This is a genomic window from Veillonella sp. T34266-5, assembly GCF_002959815.1.
GTDB classification, from domain to species: domain Bacteria; phylum Bacillota; class Negativicutes; order Veillonellales; family Veillonellaceae; genus Veillonella; species Veillonella atypica.
On the sequence record NZ_PPCZ01000013.1, the window covers coordinates 19231 to 36773 of the forward strand.

Annotated in this window: 22 protein-coding genes and 1 riboswitch; all 22 genes read left to right on the top strand. The window is 35.8% G+C overall.

Annotated features, from left to right (window positions below; genetic code table 11):
- The 22 genes from cobC (at position 1) to panC (ending at position 17531) form a co-directional block, all read left to right on the top strand.
- Positions 1 to 639 (top strand): alpha-ribazole phosphatase, encoded by a 639-nt coding sequence (gene cobC / locus VIHSUH07_RS05020; protein ID WP_105084114.1) that lies wholly within the window; start codon positions 1 to 3, stop codon positions 637 to 639.
- Positions 640 to 675: 36 nt separating this feature from the next.
- Positions 676 to 1374: a pseudouridine synthase gene (locus VIHSUH07_RS05025; protein ID WP_105084201.1), complete on the top strand. Its 699-nt coding sequence runs from the start codon at positions 676 to 678 to the stop codon at positions 1372 to 1374.
- Between the two features lie 70 nt (positions 1375 to 1444).
- Positions 1445 to 2518, top strand: coding sequence for a M24 family metallopeptidase (locus tag VIHSUH07_RS05030; protein ID WP_105084115.1), 1074 nt, complete (start codon positions 1445 to 1447; stop codon positions 2516 to 2518).
- 15 nt (positions 2519 to 2533) lie between these two features.
- The gene (efp, locus tag VIHSUH07_RS05035) at positions 2534 to 3091 is read left to right on the top strand and encodes an elongation factor P (protein WP_005378924.1); all 558 of its coding nucleotides are present in this window, start codon (positions 2534 to 2536) and stop codon (positions 3089 to 3091) included.
- A gap of 131 nt (positions 3092 to 3222) precedes the next feature.
- The gene (locus tag VIHSUH07_RS05040) at positions 3223 to 3612 is read left to right on the top strand and encodes an Asp23/Gls24 family envelope stress response protein (RefSeq protein WP_105084116.1); all 390 of its coding nucleotides are present in this window, start codon (positions 3223 to 3225) and stop codon (positions 3610 to 3612) included.
- Positions 3613 to 3623: 11 nt separating this feature from the next.
- Positions 3624 to 3995 (top strand): Asp23/Gls24 family envelope stress response protein, encoded by a 372-nt coding sequence (locus VIHSUH07_RS05045; protein ID WP_105084117.1) that lies wholly within the window; start codon positions 3624 to 3626, stop codon positions 3993 to 3995.
- A 9-nt stretch (positions 3996 to 4004) separates the two neighbouring features.
- Positions 4005 to 4409 carry a transcription antitermination factor NusB gene (gene nusB / locus VIHSUH07_RS05050; protein ID WP_105084118.1) on the top strand — a complete coding sequence of 135 codons (405 nt, stop codon included), beginning with the start codon at positions 4005 to 4007 and terminating at the stop codon, positions 4407 to 4409.
- Positions 4409 to 5347 carry a Kae1-like domain-containing protein gene (locus VIHSUH07_RS05055; protein WP_105084119.1) on the top strand — a complete coding sequence of 313 codons (939 nt, stop codon included), beginning with the start codon at positions 4409 to 4411 and terminating at the stop codon, positions 5345 to 5347. Before nusB ends, VIHSUH07_RS05055 begins: the two co-directional genes overlap by 1 nt.
- A 7-nt stretch (positions 5348 to 5354) precedes the next feature.
- Positions 5355 to 6578 (top strand): exodeoxyribonuclease VII large subunit, encoded by a 1224-nt coding sequence (gene xseA / locus VIHSUH07_RS05060; protein WP_105084120.1) that lies wholly within the window; start codon positions 5355 to 5357, stop codon positions 6576 to 6578.
- Positions 6553 to 6759: an exodeoxyribonuclease VII small subunit gene (xseB, locus tag VIHSUH07_RS05065; RefSeq protein ID WP_005378912.1), complete on the top strand. Its 207-nt coding sequence runs from the start codon at positions 6553 to 6555 to the stop codon at positions 6757 to 6759. Before xseA ends, xseB begins: the two co-directional genes overlap by 26 nt.
- 6 nt (positions 6760 to 6765) lie before the next feature.
- Complete coding sequence (locus VIHSUH07_RS05070) at positions 6766 to 7644, top strand: polyprenyl synthetase family protein (RefSeq protein WP_105084121.1); 879 nt, start codon at positions 6766 to 6768, stop codon at positions 7642 to 7644.
- A 20-nt stretch (positions 7645 to 7664) separates the two neighbouring features.
- Positions 7665 to 8150, top strand: coding sequence for a divergent PAP2 family protein (locus VIHSUH07_RS05075; protein ID WP_005378985.1), 486 nt, complete (start codon positions 7665 to 7667; stop codon positions 8148 to 8150).
- On the top strand, positions 8147 to 8950 hold the full coding sequence (locus VIHSUH07_RS05080) for a TlyA family RNA methyltransferase (RefSeq protein ID WP_105084122.1): 804 nt from the start codon (positions 8147 to 8149) through the stop codon (positions 8948 to 8950). Before VIHSUH07_RS05075 ends, VIHSUH07_RS05080 begins: the two co-directional genes overlap by 4 nt.
- Before the next feature lie 11 nt (positions 8951 to 8961).
- Entirely contained in the window at positions 8962 to 9846 is an 885-nt protein-coding gene (locus VIHSUH07_RS05085; RefSeq protein ID WP_105084123.1) for an NAD(+)/NADH kinase, read from the top strand.
- A 15-nt stretch (positions 9847 to 9861) separates the two neighbouring features.
- Complete coding sequence (locus tag VIHSUH07_RS05090) at positions 9862 to 10437, top strand: class I SAM-dependent methyltransferase (RefSeq protein ID WP_105084124.1); 576 nt, start codon at positions 9862 to 9864, stop codon at positions 10435 to 10437.
- A gap of 341 nt (positions 10438 to 10778) precedes the next feature.
- A complete protein-coding gene (gene argR, locus VIHSUH07_RS05095; RefSeq protein ID WP_009661157.1) occupies positions 10779 to 11234 on the top strand; it encodes an arginine repressor in 456 nt (151 codons plus the stop codon).
- Positions 11235 to 11238: 4 nt separating this feature from the next.
- The gene (gene recN / locus VIHSUH07_RS05100; protein ID WP_105084125.1) at positions 11239 to 12903 is read left to right on the top strand and encodes a DNA repair protein RecN; all 1665 of its coding nucleotides are present in this window, start codon (positions 11239 to 11241) and stop codon (positions 12901 to 12903) included.
- A gap of 41 nt (positions 12904 to 12944) precedes the next feature.
- A riboswitch (Lysine riboswitch) is annotated at positions 12945 to 13119 on the top strand.
- Positions 13120 to 13190: 71 nt separating this feature from the next.
- Positions 13191 to 13988, top strand: coding sequence for a 4-hydroxy-tetrahydrodipicolinate reductase (dapB, locus tag VIHSUH07_RS05105; RefSeq protein WP_105084126.1), 798 nt, complete (start codon positions 13191 to 13193; stop codon positions 13986 to 13988).
- Between the two features lie 37 nt (positions 13989 to 14025).
- Positions 14026 to 15057, top strand: coding sequence for an aspartate-semialdehyde dehydrogenase (locus VIHSUH07_RS05110; protein ID WP_105084127.1), 1032 nt, complete (start codon positions 14026 to 14028; stop codon positions 15055 to 15057).
- A 23-nt stretch (positions 15058 to 15080) separates the two neighbouring features.
- The gene (gene dapA, locus VIHSUH07_RS05115; protein ID WP_105084128.1) at positions 15081 to 15968 is read left to right on the top strand and encodes a 4-hydroxy-tetrahydrodipicolinate synthase; all 888 of its coding nucleotides are present in this window, start codon (positions 15081 to 15083) and stop codon (positions 15966 to 15968) included.
- A gap of 258 nt (positions 15969 to 16226) precedes the next feature.
- Entirely contained in the window at positions 16227 to 16619 is a 393-nt protein-coding gene (gene panD / locus VIHSUH07_RS05120) for an aspartate 1-decarboxylase (protein ID WP_105084129.1), read from the top strand.
- Between the two features lie 69 nt (positions 16620 to 16688).
- A complete protein-coding gene (panC, locus tag VIHSUH07_RS05125; protein WP_105084130.1) occupies positions 16689 to 17531 on the top strand; it encodes a pantoate--beta-alanine ligase in 843 nt (280 codons plus the stop codon).
- The last annotated feature ends 12 nt before the right edge of the window (positions 17532 to 17543 follow it).

Sequence of the window (17543 nt, forward strand, 5' to 3'; positions counted from 1 at the left end):
ATGAAAACATTATATATTATTAGACATGGCGAAACTGAATGGAATAAGATAGGTCGCTATCAAGGCATAACCGATGTTCCTCTAAATGATAATGGAATAGCACAGGCAAAAGCTTGCGCTAATGCATTGAAGGATGTACATTTTGATCGTATTCTATCAAGTGACTTATCTAGAGCACTTGTAACAGCAGAAACGATTCGTGGTAATCGAAATATCGAAATTACAACAGATCCACGGTTACGAGAAATCGACTTTGGTGACTGGGAAAAATTATTGTTCTCAGAAATCGAAGAACGATGGCCAGGCCTTATTGATCAAATGTATCGACAACCTGATATTGTAAAGTTGCCAAATGGTGAAAGCTTTCAAGAAGTACAAGATCGTGCATGGGATGGTCTTTCAGAATTTTTAAGCCAAAATGATGATGACGAAACAATCCTAATAACCTGTCATGGTGGGACGATTCGTACACTGTTATGTAAAATGCTCGATATTCCGATTGGTCATTGTTGGAATTTCAGCCAAGGTAATACTGCGATTAATCGCGTGTTTTACAACGGGATGGGACCATCGGACCATAATATTTTAAACTTATTAAATGATACTGCTCATGTAGATAATTTGAGAGGGCATGTATAATTTATTCTTTCAAATACTATGAAAGAGGAATTAATGATGCGATTAGATAAACTATTAGCCAATAAAGCCTTTGGTAGTCGCAAAGAAGTTCACCAAATCATAAAGGATGGACGTGTTACTGTAAATGGTACTGTTATCCTAAAAAAAGACCAATCCATACATATAGATGATGATATTATTGCAGTTGATGGCGTACAAATATCAACAAAACAACAGTATTATATTAAATTTCATAAACCAGCTGGATATATTACGGCTGTAGAAGATTCTACTCATCCTGTAGTGATGGATTTATTACCACCTGAGTTTAAGAAAATGGGTGTATTTCCAGTTGGACGCCTAGATAAAGATACAGAAGGACTATTATTACTCACAAACGATGGTATATGGGCGCATTCTATCATTAACGGGCACAAACATGTACCGAAGGTATACTATGTGGAATTTAATGGTAAACTCTCTAAAGAAGGCCTTGAACGCATAGAAACAGGGATAGTATTGGGGGATGGAACCCAATGTAAACCAGCTAAAATAGACGTTCTTTCTGATTGCTCTTTACATATAACCATTGAAGAAGGCAAGTACCATCAAGTTAAGCGTATGATTGGAGCTGCTGGAGGAGAAGTTACCTATTTAAAGAGATTGTCCATAGGTCATATTACATTAGATGGGATTGAAGCTATTAATACATATTCAGAAATAGCTGATCAAGATGTGGTAGACTTTAAAAAATAGCATGAAAATCTATTCAATATAGGCATTTTATGGTATTATAAGGTGTACTTTATAGACTAGGAGCATGATTATGAACGGATTAAATCAGCTACAAAAGTATATTAAAGAACAAGAATTAACTGGTGTTATTTTAATTGACCCTATAAATTTACATTATTTTGCTGGTTTTACAGGTACCACAGGATTTGCTATTGTCACACAAGACAAAGCATTTATGATTACCGATTTTAGATATACAGAGCAAGCTACAAAACAATGTGAAGGCTATAAGGTTATTCAATATGAATCATCAGTTATGGATACTCTTGTAGATATTTTTAATGACAATCACATTCACGATGGTCTCTTTGGTATTGAAGGAAAATATATGCCTGTTGATACATATGAAACCTTATGTGATACATTAGATGAACGCTTTAATTTTACATCCATACATTTTGCAAAATTGCGTGCTGTAAAACGAGAAGATGAATTAGAATTAATGCGAAAAGCTGCTAAAATTGGAGATGATGCATTTGCCGCATTATTACCGCAATTAAAGGTGGGTATGACGGAGAATGAAGCACGTATCATACTCGAAGCAGAAATGTTAAAACGAGGTTCGGAGGAACCTTCTTTTGCAACAATTGTAGCATCTGGCAATCGATCTAGTATGCCTCATGGTGTAGCTAGTGATAAGATTATAGAGGCCGGTGATTTTATCACCTTTGATTTTGGTGCCGTGTATAAAGGGTTTCATTCAGATATGACTCGAACAGTCGTTATGGGCCCCGCATCAGAGCAACAAAAGAAATTGTATAGTATAGTTTTAGAAGCTCAAAAACGAGGTGTTGCAGCAGTTCGTGTAGGAATTACAGGCAAAGAACTTGATGCAGTATGTCGTGACTATATACGAGAACAAGGATATACCAAGGAATTTAATCATGGTACGGGACATGGAGTGGGACTTGAAATCCACGAAGAACCAGTGGCCAATCCGAAATCCGATACGGTATTTTCCGAAAATATGATCATTACGGTAGAACCAGGTATTTATCTTTCTGGTGAAATCGGATTGAGAATAGAGGATAGTGTTATTGTTAAGGCTGATGGCTGTGAATTATTAACACATAGTCCAAAAGAGTTAATCGAAATAGGTATTTAGAAGGAGAAGAGTTAGATGATTTCCAGTAATGATTTCCGCCCAGGTGTAACCGTTGAGATCGACGGTAATGTATGGCAAGTAGTTGATTTCCAACACGTAAAACCAGGTAAAGGTGCTGCATTCGTGCGTACAAAAATGAAAAACTTGCAAACTGGCTCCGTAGTAGAACGTACATTCAACGCTGGTGAAAAAGTGCCAAAAGCACATGTTGACCGTCGTCGTATGCAATACTTATATGAAGCTGATGGCGCATACACATTCATGGACAACGAAACTTATGATCAAGTGGAATTGAATGTTGAACAACTAGGTGATGCTAAAAACTTCCTTCTTGAAAACATGGAAGTATCCATCATGTTCTTCCAAGGTATTGTAATCGGTATTGACTTGCCAGTAGCCGTAGAGCTTCGCGTAGTTGAAACTGATCCTGGTATCCGTGGCGATACTGCAACAGGTGGTAATAAACCAGCTGTATTGGAAACAGGCTACACTGTAAAAGTACCTCTATTTATCGAAGTAGATGATGTACTTCGTATTGATACTCGTACTGGTCAATACATCGAACGTGCCTAAAACTATTTCATTGATATAGTGGGCCAGATCTTTTAAATGTAATATAGTCCCCCATATATCTTTGTTAAGCTGAGCACTTGTCGTCTATGTCATTATATAGGGACAGGTGCTCTTTTTTGAAAGAGGCCTATATGACTAAGAAAAATACTGAGTTAGAAACTGGTAAAATTAAAATTGCTGACAATGTATATGCTACTATTGTTAGTATGACCGCACTAGATACTAAAGGAATTCATCATATGAGTTCTACCTTCAATGATGGTGTTAATACCTTTTTTGGTCGTAAAAATGCCCATGAAGGTGTAAAGATTTCCTTTAACGATGACGGAGCAATTTCAGTTACATTATATGTGAGCATCTCCTATGGATATCGCATACCTGATATTGCACTACGCTTACAAGAGCGGATTAAAACTGCACTCGTCAATTATACAGAAATAGAAGTCGAAACAATTGACATCGTAGTCCAAGATATTATTTTTGATGATTTTACACCTGAACCAATTCAGCGTAATGAATAATAGGAGGGCCTATGAGTCAAGACGATAAATTAAACTATGGATTAGATACTGCAACAGTAGATATCGCCGATTCTGTAATCATTGATGTTGCTATTAAGCCCTTAAGCACAATTCCTGGTATTCACTCCTTAAGTCCACGCTTATATGATGAAATTGTAGATGGTATAACGAACGCTTTTGGACAAAAAAATTTACCAGGCATTAATGTAAAGCATAGAAAAGGCTTTATAGAGATTAATGTTTATGTACGTTGTCTATACGGATATAATGTAATAGATATTGCAAAACAATTACAGTCTGAAATTAAACAAACACTAAAGAATACGCTTGACCTTGATCACGTAAAGGTTGATGTACATATTGAAGGAATTATCAAAGAATAAGGAGACAATATGTCTAAAAAGAGAAATAGACGTGAAGCACGTCAATATGCATTCCAAGTTCTATACGCAAATGAATTTCACACTTCTAAGGATGATGTCATCTTCCCAGATGGTGAAATTTCATTATCTATGGATATTGCCTATGCAAACCAAATAATCGATGGTGTATTATCTCATCTTGAAGAAATCGACACAATAGTTGAACCATATTGCACAAAACGGAAATTTGAACTTATGGATAAAGTAGATCGCGCTATTTTACGCCTAGCTATTTGGGAACTCAACTACAATAGTGAAGATGTATCTCCATCTATTGTTATCAATGAGGCTGTGCAATTAGCAAAATCCTTTGGATCTGATGCATCCTATAAATTAATCAATGCGATTCTAGATGCTTATAATAAGAGTAAATAATGAAGCAATACTACCTTGGGATTGACACGAGCTGTTATACGACGAGCTGTGCCATTATTGATGATGAACTAAATATAGTAGGGGAAGCTCGAAAAATTTTGGATGTAAAACCTGGAATGAAAGGGCTTCAACAATCTAATATGGTGTTTCAACATACAAAGGTATTGCCTCGTCTTATCGAAGAATTACCTCAAGTTCCATTATCGGGTATTGGTGTTAGTGCTTTTCCTAGACGCTCTGATGATTCTTATATGCCGGCCTTTCTTGTTGGTCATGGTTTTGCTAGATCACTAAGTCATATGATGCAAGTACCAATGTATGAATTTGCTCATCAAGAAAATCATATTTTAGCAGCCCTAAGGGAAATTGGACATGTCCCTACGATTCCATTCTATAGCTTACATCTTTCTGGTGGTACTACAGAACTCGTTTTAACAGAATATAAAGGTAAGGGGATTTTTGAAAGCTCTATTATTGGTGGTTCTAAGGATCTACAAGGCGGACAATTTGTCGATCGTGTAGGTGTTGCATTAGGTATTCAATTTCCTTGTGGCAAAGAATTAGAACTACTTGCTTCACAAACAGATACGTATGATCCGCTACCTTCCTCGGTTAAAGAAGGATGGATTAGCTTTGCTGGTCCTTGTAGTGCTGCACTGCGTAATATCGAAAAAGGGGCGTCACCTGCATCTATGAGTAAGGCACTATTTAGTTGTATAGGAAATTCTCTGGAAAAATTATTAACCTATCATCTCAAACATACACCAGTATCAACATTAATTGCCGTTGGTGGTGTAATGAGTAATTCTATACTACGCAATCGTCTAAATGGTTTTTGTCATAAGAATAACGTAACTGTTCATTTTGCAAATCCTAAATTCTCTGTCGACAATGCTACGGGAAATGCTTATGGAGCATTTTTAGCAACACAAAAGTAGGTATATCGTGAATGTATTGAGTATTACCCAATTAAATAACTTAATAAAACGAACAATAGATAGAGAGTATCTACTAAAAAATGTCTATGTTAGTGGTACCATAACAAATGCTAAGCGTCATAGTAGTGGCCATGTGTATTTTTCCTTAAAGGATGAAGAATCATCTATAGATGTAACGATGTGGTCTAGCACGGTTCAAAGTAAAGGACTCGCTAATGCATTCCAAAATGGATTATTAGTAACAATCAAGGCATCCGTTAATTTCTATAACAAAATGGGTCGTTTAAATCTTATCGCATCGGATATGCAGGTTGGCTCAAAAAGCCCATTACAACTTGAATTCGATGCGCTGCAAAGAGAATTATCCGCATTGGGCTATTTTGATGATGCTCATAAACAACCAATACCAGTTCTATCAAGTTGTATCGGTATTGTCACATCCTCTACAGGTGCTGTTTTACACGATATATTACATATTAGTGAACATAGAAATCCGCTTATGCAATTTAAACTATTTTCCGTACCAGTTCAAGGAACAGCGGCTGGTCCAATCATAGCAAAAGGAATTGAAGCGGCTGATAAAGATCCCGATGTAGATGTTATCATCGTCGGTCGTGGCGGCGGTTCAATGGAAGATTTATGGTGCTTTAACGATAGAGTTGTTATCGAAGCTATTTACAATGCATCTACGCCTATTATTTCTGCAGTTGGTCATGAAACAGACTATACATTAGCTGATTATGCTGCTGATATGCGCGGTGCTACACCTAGTCACGCCGCTGAAATCGCAGTGCTTCCGTTGACTACACTGCAACAGAATTTACAACAAAAACTTGATTATTTACAGTATGTGATGGATCAAACATTACAGCAAAAACGTATTGAATTAAGTACAATTTTCAATCGTCGCCTTGGATTCCCTGCATTACAATTACTGCATAAGCAAAATTCTCTCCTACAATCCTATAAGGAGAAATTGCAATCCCTAGCGTCACAACGATGTCAACAAGAAAAACATAAACTTTCACTATTAACACAAGAATTATCACTACAAAATCCGCTCCATTTAATGGTGAAAGGCTATTCTAAAATAGAAAAAGAGGGACATACTATAAGTTCAATTCAAAATATGGCCAAAGGAGATGTATTTAACATTACATTGCGTGATGGTTCTATAAAAGCAGTTGTAGAGGAGGTAGTACCGAATGGCAACATCACTGAAAAGTTATGAAAAAAAATATAAAGCTCTTGAAGATATCGTTCGCCAACTTGACGATGGTGAATTATCTATGTCAGAGCTGTTAAATCAATATAAAAAAGGCTTAACCTTAGTGAAAGAATGTGCAGATATGTTGGATTCTGTGGAAGGTGAAATCCAACAGATTATCGAAGAGGTACGCATCGGAGAGTAATGAGCTATGTTAAAGACATATTTAGAAACTAGCAAACAATCAATTGAACAATGGTTAAGTACCGTATTAAATTCCCCTATACCAGAATATAAACGTTTATATGAAGCTATGAACTATAGTTTATTACAAGGGGGAAAGCGAATTCGTCCTATCTTAACCAAAGCCGTTTTAGAAGCAATGAAGGTTGATGCATCATTATATAAAGAGTTCTTATGTGCATTGGAATGTATTCATACATACTCATTAATTCATGATGATTTACCAGCCATGGATAATGATGATTATCGCCGAGGCAATTTAACCAACCATAAGGTATATGGAGATGGTATGGCCATTCTAGCAGGTGATGGTTTATTGACCTATGCATTTCAACTTTGTAGTGAAAATACAACCGCATCAGCTGAGCAAAAAATCAAGGCTATTCAATGTTTAGCGACAGCAGCTGGTCCTGAAGGCATGGTAGGTGGACAAGCTTTTGATTTACTATCTGAAGGAAAACATATCCCACTAGAGGAATTAAAAGTTTTGCATAGTGGAAAAACAGGCGCTTTATTTAATGCGGCTATTGAATTAGGACTCATTCTATCTAATGCTGACCAAGCAAAATATGCAGCCTATATGACATATGCTAATTGTCTCGGTTTGCTATTCCAGATTACAGATGATATTCTTGATGTAACGGGAACCATAGAAGAGTTAGGTAAAACACCTGGTAGTGATATACGACAAGATAAATCTACTTATGTTTCTTTATTGGGTCTAGATGAGGCACGCAATGAAGCGCATGTAGTAGCACAAAAAGCACATGCTGCTTTAGCAACAATAGAAGATGATACTCACATACTAAGTGCTATTATTGATTATTTAATGGATCGTACACATTAAACATTAAAGGATGAAGTTATATGTACCATATTTTAGAGGAAATTTGTCATAATTATATAGCGCAAGCGGCATTTTGGGGCTGGTTTTCAGCACAAGCCATTAAATTCTTATGGCAACTTGTCCGTTATCGTACATTGCGCTTTGAACGTTTAGTAGGTTCAGGAGGATTTCCTAGCTCACACACATCCTTTGTTATTTCCACTACTGCCGCACTGTACTTTAAAAATAATGGTATTACTGATATATTTGTGGTAGCATTAGTATTTTCCATTGTAGTCATGTATGATGCGTCTGGTGTACGTCGTCAAGCAGGTCGCCAAGCACAAATATTAAACCAGATTGTGGAGTATTTTAGTAAACGAAATATTCCTGTTATTTTAAAAGACAGAGAAATTGCATTAAAAGAATTACTAGGTCATACGCCAGTTGAAGTATTCGGTGGTTTAGTATTAGGTATTCTAATAGCTTATATTCAATATTTCTATGTATATAATGGTGTCATATGAGTAATAAAGAACGTTTAGATATTCTCCTTGTTAACCGAGGCTTATTTGAAAGTCGCGAAAAAGCAAAAGCCGCTATTATGGCTGGTCAAATCTTTATGGATACAACACGAATCGATAAGGCTGGTACTAAAATCCCTGTAGATGCAAATATTACAGTGAAAGGCAATACCTTACCATATGTAAGTCGTGGGGGGCTAAAATTAGAAAAAGCGATTCAAATATATCCTATAAATCTAACTGGTGCTGTTATGGTTGATATTGGGGCTAGCACGGGTGGATTTACAGATTGTGCATTACAAAATGGTGCATCCAAGGTGTTTGCCATTGATGTAGGCTATAACCAATTAGCTTGGAAACTACGCCAAGATGAACGTGTAATCAACATGGAAAAGCAAAATATACGCGCGGTTACTGCAGAACAATTAGGTGAGCTAGTAGATTTTATTTCTATCGATGTTGCTTTTATATCGCTCGATAAGGTGTTGCCTGTAGCGACAACACTATTAAAGGATACAGGTTCATTAGTAGCTCTCATCAAGCCTCAATTTGAAGCCGGTAAAGAAAAGGTCGGCAAGGGAGGTATTGTGCGAGATAGAGCCGTACATGAAGAGGTGCTTTCACGTATATTACAAGTTGCTTACGATTGCAAATTGTATCTACATGGATTAACCTTCTCACCAATTAAAGGAACAGAAGGCAATATTGAATTTTTAGGATATTTTACTAAATCTGAAGAAGGGGCATTATCTATTACTGATGAATTAATTACAGCAGTTGTAGATGAGGCTCACACGCTATAGGAGATAGATATATGCGTATTGGTTTTTTCCCTAATATGGGTAAAAGTACAATCATGGCTGTCCTTAAAATGGCAGCTCATATCTGTAGAGAAGAGCAAATAGAAGTATATTTACCAGATGATCTTGAAATACCTGATACTTATAAGGTATTACAAATTCCAAAAGAAAATGTACTTCCTAGGCCAGAGATTTTTAAACATATTGATGTAGCATTTAGCTTTGGTGGCGATGGTACTATCATTCATTTAGCACGTCAAATTTTCTCTTATAATATACCTGTATGTGGTATTAACTTAGGTGAACTTGGTTTCTTAAATCAAATTGAAGTACATCAATTACAAAGTCATATCAAACGTATTGCTCAAGGTGATTATACGATTGAAAAAAGAGGACATCTCTACGCTTATGTTGATAGAGAAGATGGGACAAAGGATGAGCTTGTGCCAATCATTAACGAAATCGTCATCACACGATCAGAACCTGCAAAAATGGCACGTATTAATTTGGCCGTTAATGGACAACACACTCAAATGTATCCTTCTGATGGTCTTATTATTTCGTCTGCTACAGGTTCTACAGGGTATAATTTATCCGCTGGTGGTCCTATTATGAAACCGGATAATCGTTCTATTATTGTAACGCCTGTAGCACCACATTTAATACAAGGAATTTCAATGGTATTAGAAGAACACGATACCATTCAAGTAACTATGCCAGAACGTGAGCCTAAACTACATATTTGTATCGATGGTACATTTGACTATTCCTTTACTAACAAAGAAGCGTTACATGTTTCATCGAATCCCGTGTATTGTTTATTCGTTCGATTTAAAGATCAATGTTTCTTTGGTACATTATTTAAAAAATTAGCTTCTCGTAGGGACGAGTTATTATAAGGAGTGTGAAGCTGTATGATTAATATCAACAATGCAGTTCAATTTCAACATCTCATCTGGGACCGTATTATGAAGTCTGCATCTGTTGTAGTAGATGCAACATGTGGTAATGGACATGATCTACTGTATTTAGCAGAGCGAGCACAACCTGAATGTCATTTATATGGCATAGATATTCAAGAACAAGCACTTAGTGCTAGTAGGGAATTATTGGCCTCTAAAAAATTACAATCTAATGTAACAATTACATTTTTACACAATTCTCATGATATTGCGCTTCATCAAGCAATAAAAGAAAATACTATCGATTTAATTATATTCAATTTAGGATATCTACCGGGTGGAGATCATAGTATCGTAACACAGCCTAAAAATACGATTGAAGCACTTAATAATGCATTTCCTAAATTGGCTAAAGATGGAATTATAACTATTGTAGCGTATCCAGGTACACCTGAAGGAATGGAAGAGAAAGAAGCATTACATACACATATTTCTCAATTAGATCAAGCTAAGTATAATGTGTGTCATTGGCAACCAATTAATCAGGCTAACAATCCACCTGAATTATATTTAATTCAAAAACGATAATTGTGATAACATGTATTCCATAGTAAAATTTTCTATACTTTTACTATACTAAAAATGCATAATACGAAATAAAAGACCCATTAATGGGTCTTTTATTTATGCAATACACCTGTAAAAATCATTAATCATAAATTCTGTATAAATAGATGAACCATATATTATATGTGTTTATAAGCAGTAAAATCCTCTATAAATTAACGAATTATTAATTATTAGTACAATATGCATAACGCGTATGCTATATACGGGATATACCATATATTAATTTTGAATATATGGTATAATAATGTAAGAAAGATACTATTCTCTTTTATGGGCAAGTTTAAAAAAGGGAGCAAAAAATGAAACGCTATCGCTATAACAAAATTAAGGAAATTGTTCAGTCTAAGGCGATTGAAACACAAGAGGAGTTAGCAGCTGCTTTATTACAAGAAGGCATAGAAGTAACACAGGCTACTGTCTCTCGTGACATCAAAGAATTAATGTTAATTAAAATACCTACTGGCGATGGACATTATCGATATGCATTATCTCCAGAAGAAAATGTAGTATTATCACGTAGTCGTATTAACCGTTTATTCCAAGACTCCTTAATTAAGGTTGATCATAGCTTGAACCAAATCGTGCTACATACGATTCCTGGCTCTGCTCAATCCGTAGCTTTTTCTATTGATCATGCTAAATGGTCTGAATTAATTGGTACACTTGCAGGGGATGATACGATTTTACTCATCGCACGCTCTGAAAATGAAGTGCCTGCAGTTCTTGCAAGAATTCAAGATTTAATGAAGGATTAATTATATGTTAACGCAAATGAGCATTCGCAACTTTGCGTTGATTGAGCAAATGAATATTTCATTTAAAGATGGCATAACTATCTTTACCGGCGAAACTGGGGCAGGTAAGTCCATATTAATGGATGCTTTCAGTATTCTATTAGGAGAACGCGCTAGCAGCGAGTTTATTCGTCATGGTAAAGATAGTTTTGTTATAGATGGTATTTTTGATATTGCCAATCACCAAAGTTTATTAGATGTATTAGAATCGAAAAATATCATAGTCGAAGATAATCAACTTATTTTATCTCGTTCCTTTAATAAATCTGGCAAGTCTATCATTTTGGCAAACGACCAGCCTATACCTTTAAAAGCATTGAAGGAAATTGGTCTATTATTAGCAGATATTCATGGCCAATACAGCAATCAAAAATTATTAAATCCAGATTCACACCATGAGTATTTAGATGGATATAACCAGGTTAGCATTAAGGCTTATAAAGAATATAAAATAGCCTATAAAGAATATAAAGAAGCCAAGCAAGCACTAGATAATTTATCTGAACATATGGCTGAGCGGGCCCGTGAGCTTGATATGCTTCGTTTTCAGATTGATGAAATTGAAGATGCAGGACTTCAAATAGGCGAAGATGAGGCTATAGCTGAAGAACTTAAACGGTTGGATAGTTTTGACCATATCGATAAGGTGCTTGGATCTTGTTATGATGCCTTTTATGGTGGAAGACATCCATTACTAGATACGGTTAACTCTATTAAGGTAGAAGTAAATGATCTAGTTAAATATGACGAGGAAGTTAAAGAAATATCTGAACTCGTTAACTCTGCCTACTTTCAATTAGAAGAAGCCGCTCAATCTCTTGATCGATATCGCGATTCTATAAGTTATGACGAAGAACGCTATGCATATTGTCAAGATAGAGACTCTGTCATTTACGGTCTAAAAAAGAAGTATGGTGATACTGTACAGGACATATTAAATTACGAAAATAAAGCACAGCAACGTTTAGAAGAACTAGAGTCCGAAGTCTGTGAACAAGATCAATTAGAAGAGCTGCTACAAGAAAAAGAACAGGTTGCGAAAACGGCTTTACAAGCTTTAATTACCATTCGTCAGAAGAATGCTGAAATCATCGCCAAACAACTGCAATCGGAAATCATAGATTTAGGGATGGAAAAAGGGGATATTCGCTTTTATATAGAACCTAGTGATGAATTGTTACCTTTAGGCGCTGAATCTATTGAATTATTATTTACGGCTAATAAAGGGGAACAATTACTACCATTGCATAAGGTTGCATCTGGTGGTGAATTAGCCCGTATTGCATTAGCATTTAAATCTGTATTCCGTACAGATAATCATAAAACCCTTGTATTCGATGAAATCGATGTTGGTATTAGTGGTGATATCGCATTAAAAGTAGCCGAAAAAATCTTAGCATTATCTAAAACAAATCAAGTGTTCTGTATTACCCATTTGCCTCAAACAGCAAGTATTGCAAAACAACATTATCACTTGTCTAAACAAGAACAAGAGGGCCGTACCATTTCAACATTATCTGAATTGAGCGAGGATGAACGACTTTCACAAATCGCATCTATGATGTCCGGTAAGGGAATGTCTCATACAGCACTGGCTGCTGCACAAGAACTTATTGACCATTTTCATTGACTAAATACGCATAATTACTTATACTTATTATATTAACTCAATAATAAGGTAGAGGCGCGAGTATAAATAGTCATCATGAGGAGTCGGCAAACAATGAGTCATGATAAAAGGTGTACTTGCCGAAGTGGGATGATGGCCAAATCATCGTGCTGGTTGTCTATTTAATAGGTAGACGACTGTCATCAATATTATAATTGGTGGAGTGCTATCATAATTCTTGTTTAATTAGCGATGTATCGTATATATTAAGCCAGTGGATACCTCCACTGGCTTTTTTGGAGGTAACTATGATTCGAGTAATGGTAAACGGTGCTGGTGGCAAAATGGGCCGCGAAGTCGTAAAAGCAGTACATGCAGATTCTGAATTAACAATGGTAGGTGGCATCGATCCTTCTAAGGCAGGTCAAGATGTTGGCACTGTAGCAGGAATAGAACCATTACAAATTACAATGGCTGAAACTATTGATGAAGTACTAGGTGATAATAAACCTGATGTTATCGTTGATTTTACGAATCCTGCTGTTATTTTCGAAAATGCAAAAAAGATTCTCAGTGCTGGCGTACATATTGTAATTGGCACAACAGGACTTACGGAAGAACAACGTAACGAACTACATGAAATCGGTTTAAAACATAATGCCAATTGTTTGGTAGCACCTAATTTTTCATTAGGCGCTGTTATGATGATGAAAGTGGCTGCTGAATTAGCACCATATTTCCCTGATGTAGAAATTATTGAATTGCATCACAACCATAAATATGATGCACCATCCGGTACGTCTATTTTAACTGCTAAATTGATTAACGAAGCAAAAGAAGCTGCTAATGTGACAGGTTCTGAAGATTTAACACGTGAAAGTTTACCAGGTGCACGCGGTGCAAAGGTAGATAATGTTACAATTCATAGTGTTCGTCTTCCTGGGTATGTAGCACACCAACAAGTATTGTTTGGCGGTTATGATGAAACATTAACAATTCGTCATGATAGCTTGAGTCGTTTATCCTTCATGCCTGGCGTTGTACTAGCATGTAAGAAAATTGCCTCTAAACCAGGCTTAACATATGGCTTAGAACATTATTTATAATTCATCATAACAGTAAATTTATTTGAGGAGATACACAATGAAAAAACCTAATCTTGCAATTCTTGGTGCTACTGGTGCAGTAGGGGCAGAATTCATTACACTTATTGAAGAGCGTAATTTTCCTTATGAAAATTTAAAATTATTGGCTTCTGCTCGTTCTGCAGGTACTGAGCTAACAGTTAGTGGCAAAACATATGTGGTAGAAGAAGCTAAACCTGAATCCTTTGATGGCATCGATATCGCTTTATTTGCAGGTGGCTCTATTTCTAAAACATTAGCGCCAGAAGCAGCTAAACGCGGTGCTATTGTTATTGATAACTCCAGTGCATTCCGTATGGATCCAGAAGTACCACTCGTTGTGCCTGAAGTTAACCCTGAAGATATTTTGAAACATAAGGGTATCATTGCCAATCCAAACTGTTCTACAATCATCATGAGCCTTGGCTTAAAACCATTGCATGATATTTCTCCAATTAAACGCATTGTAGTATCTACCTACCAAGCTGTATCTGGCGCTGGTAAAGAAGGTATTGAAGAACTTCAAAACCAAGTAAAAGAATATGCTGAAGGCAAGGAAATGACTGCAAACTTGTTGCCAACAGGTTCTGCACCAAAACACTTCCCAATTGCGTTCAATTTGTTACCACAAATTGATGTATTCTTAGAAAACGATTATACTAAAGAAGAGATGAAGATGGTAAATGAAACACATAAAATTCTTCATGATGACACTATTCAAGTAGTGCCAACAACTGTTCGTGTTCCAGTATATCGCTCTCATTCTGAATCCGTATTAGTAGAAACAGAAGAACCAGTATCTGTAGAAGCATTCCGCAAGGCTTGTGCTGCATTCCCAGGATTACAAGTAAAAGATAATCCAGCAGAACAAGAATATCCTATGCCACTATATACATCTAATCAAAATGACTGTGAAATCGGTCGTATCCGTAAAGATTTATACAATGATAAAGGCATGAATTTCTGGATCGTAGGTGACCAAATTCGTAAGGGTGCTGCATTAAATGCATTGCAAATCGCAGAATACTTGGTAGAAAAAGAAGCATTTTAATATCTATCAAGGGGGAGAAACATATGAAAACCTTTGGTCGTGTATTAACGGCTATGATTACATCTTTTAACGAAGATGGATCAGTCAACATTGAAAATACAGTTGCCATTGCAGAGCATCTATTAAATCATGGGTCTGATGGCTTAGTTGTTTGTGGTACCACAGGTGAAAATCCTACTATGTCCCGTGAAAGCAAGATTGCTTTATTTAAAGCGATTGCTAAGGCGTGTGGTGATAAAGGTACTATTATAGCTAATGTAGGTTCCAATGATACAAAAGGTTCTGTAGACTTTGTGAAAGAAGTATCTGCGATTCCTGGTATTGATGGATTATTAGTAGTTGTACCATATTACAATAAACCTAATCAACAAGGTCAATATTTGCATTTTAAATCTATTGCAGAGGCTACAACGTTACCAATCATGGTATATAATGTACCTGGTCGCGTAGGAACTGGAATATTCCCAGCTACATTAGCTCGCCTCCATAAAGAATATCCACATATTTGTGCCATTAAAGAGGCTAGTGGTAATTTGATGATTGCTTCAGAAATTAAACGTTTAATGCCTGGTGATGATTTCATGGTATACAGCGGTGATGATGGTCTTACATTGCCTATTCTTTCCGTTGGCGGCACAGGCGTGATTTCTGTAGTATCTCATGTGGCCGGTCAAGATATGAATGATATGATTGCTGCTTTTGAAGAAGGCAATAATAAAAAAGCAACACAATTACATCAAAAATTAGCTGAAATTACTAAGGCTATGTTTATTACAACAAATCCAATTCCAGTTAAATATGCAGCTCGTAAAATGGGTTTACCTACCGGTGTATTTAATTTACCAATGTGTGAACCATCTCCAGAAGAAGCCGCTTACATTGATAAGGTATTAGCTGATTATCAAAAATAATTTATAAATATTGAAAACCAGCAACTACAACTTGTAGTTGCTGGTTTTTTGTATTTATAAACTAAAATTATAAATATTTATCACATAGTTATAAATATATTGTATGAGCATAAGAACAGTATTATGGTATAATCTCATTTGGAGATAGTATTTATTTTAACTATACTCTAGTCTACTGTTAATTCATGATAAACGGGCAAATTGTGAACGTTAGAACCGACCATATGGCGGTTACATTTAAAACACAAGGAGTTTAACATGGAACTAACAATGTTAAAAAGTAAAATTCACAGAGCTACTGTGACACAAGCAGAACTTGATTATGTAGGGAGCATTACTATTGATACAGATCTTTTGAATGCATCTGGCATACGAGAATATGAACAAGTTCAAATTGTAAACGTTAATAATGGAGCACGATTTAATACATATACGATTGCTGGAGAATCCGGTAGTGGCGTTATATGTTTGAATGGTGCTGCTGCACGCCATGTACAGGTTAATGATAAAATTATTATCATGTGCTATGCGGCATATAATGAAACTGAAGTTGAGAGCCATAAGCCTCTCGTTGTATTTGTAGATGAAAAGAACAAGATAAGTCATATAAAAAACTATGAAAAACATGGTTTATTAGTTGATCAACAATAATTGTCATTGATCGAATTACAGTAGACTGTATAGGACTATCTTCACATTTACAAAAACGGAGGAATTCTTATGGAAATTTTAACTACAATAGAAGCAGTACGAAATACTATAAACACTTGGAAAAAACAAGGGTATTCAATTGGATTTGTTCCTACAATGGGATATTTACATGATGGTCATGCTGCATTAATTGATGAAGCGAGAAAAAATAATGACAAAGTTGTGGTATCTATTTTTATTAATCCAATTCAGTTCGGAGAAAATGAAGACCTAAGTTCCTATCCACGTGATTTAAATAGAGATAAAACATTATGTGAATCACATGGCGTTGATTTAATATTTACGCCTAGTCCAAATGAAATGTATCATGATAAAAAGGCCTTTGTAAATATTATTGAATTATCTGATACATTGTGTGGCGTTCGTAGACCCATTCACTTTCAAGGGGTTTGTACTGTTGTCGCAAAATTCTTTAATATAATCCAACCTACCAATGCTTACTTTGGTGAAAAGGATGCACAACAATTAGCCATTATTCGTAAAATGGTGTTTGATTTAAATTTCCCGGTCAATATAATTGGAGTACCAATTGTTCGTGAATCCGATGGATTAGCAAAATCTTCTCGTAATACATATTTATCTAGTGAAGAACGAAAAGCTGCTACAATATTATATAAAGCTATTCAAGAAGGAAAACAATATATTAATCGTGGAGCCTCTGCTGATAGTATCATTAATGTTATGACAAACATAGTTAATACAGAGCCATTAGCAAAAATAGATTATATCTCAGTTGTTGATGCTATTACAATGCAACCAGTTCAAGAGATTACAGCTCCAGTATTAGTCGCTATGGCTGTATATATTGGCTCTACACGCCTTATCGATAACTTCTCTTTCGATGCAAATTAGAGAGGAGAGGTT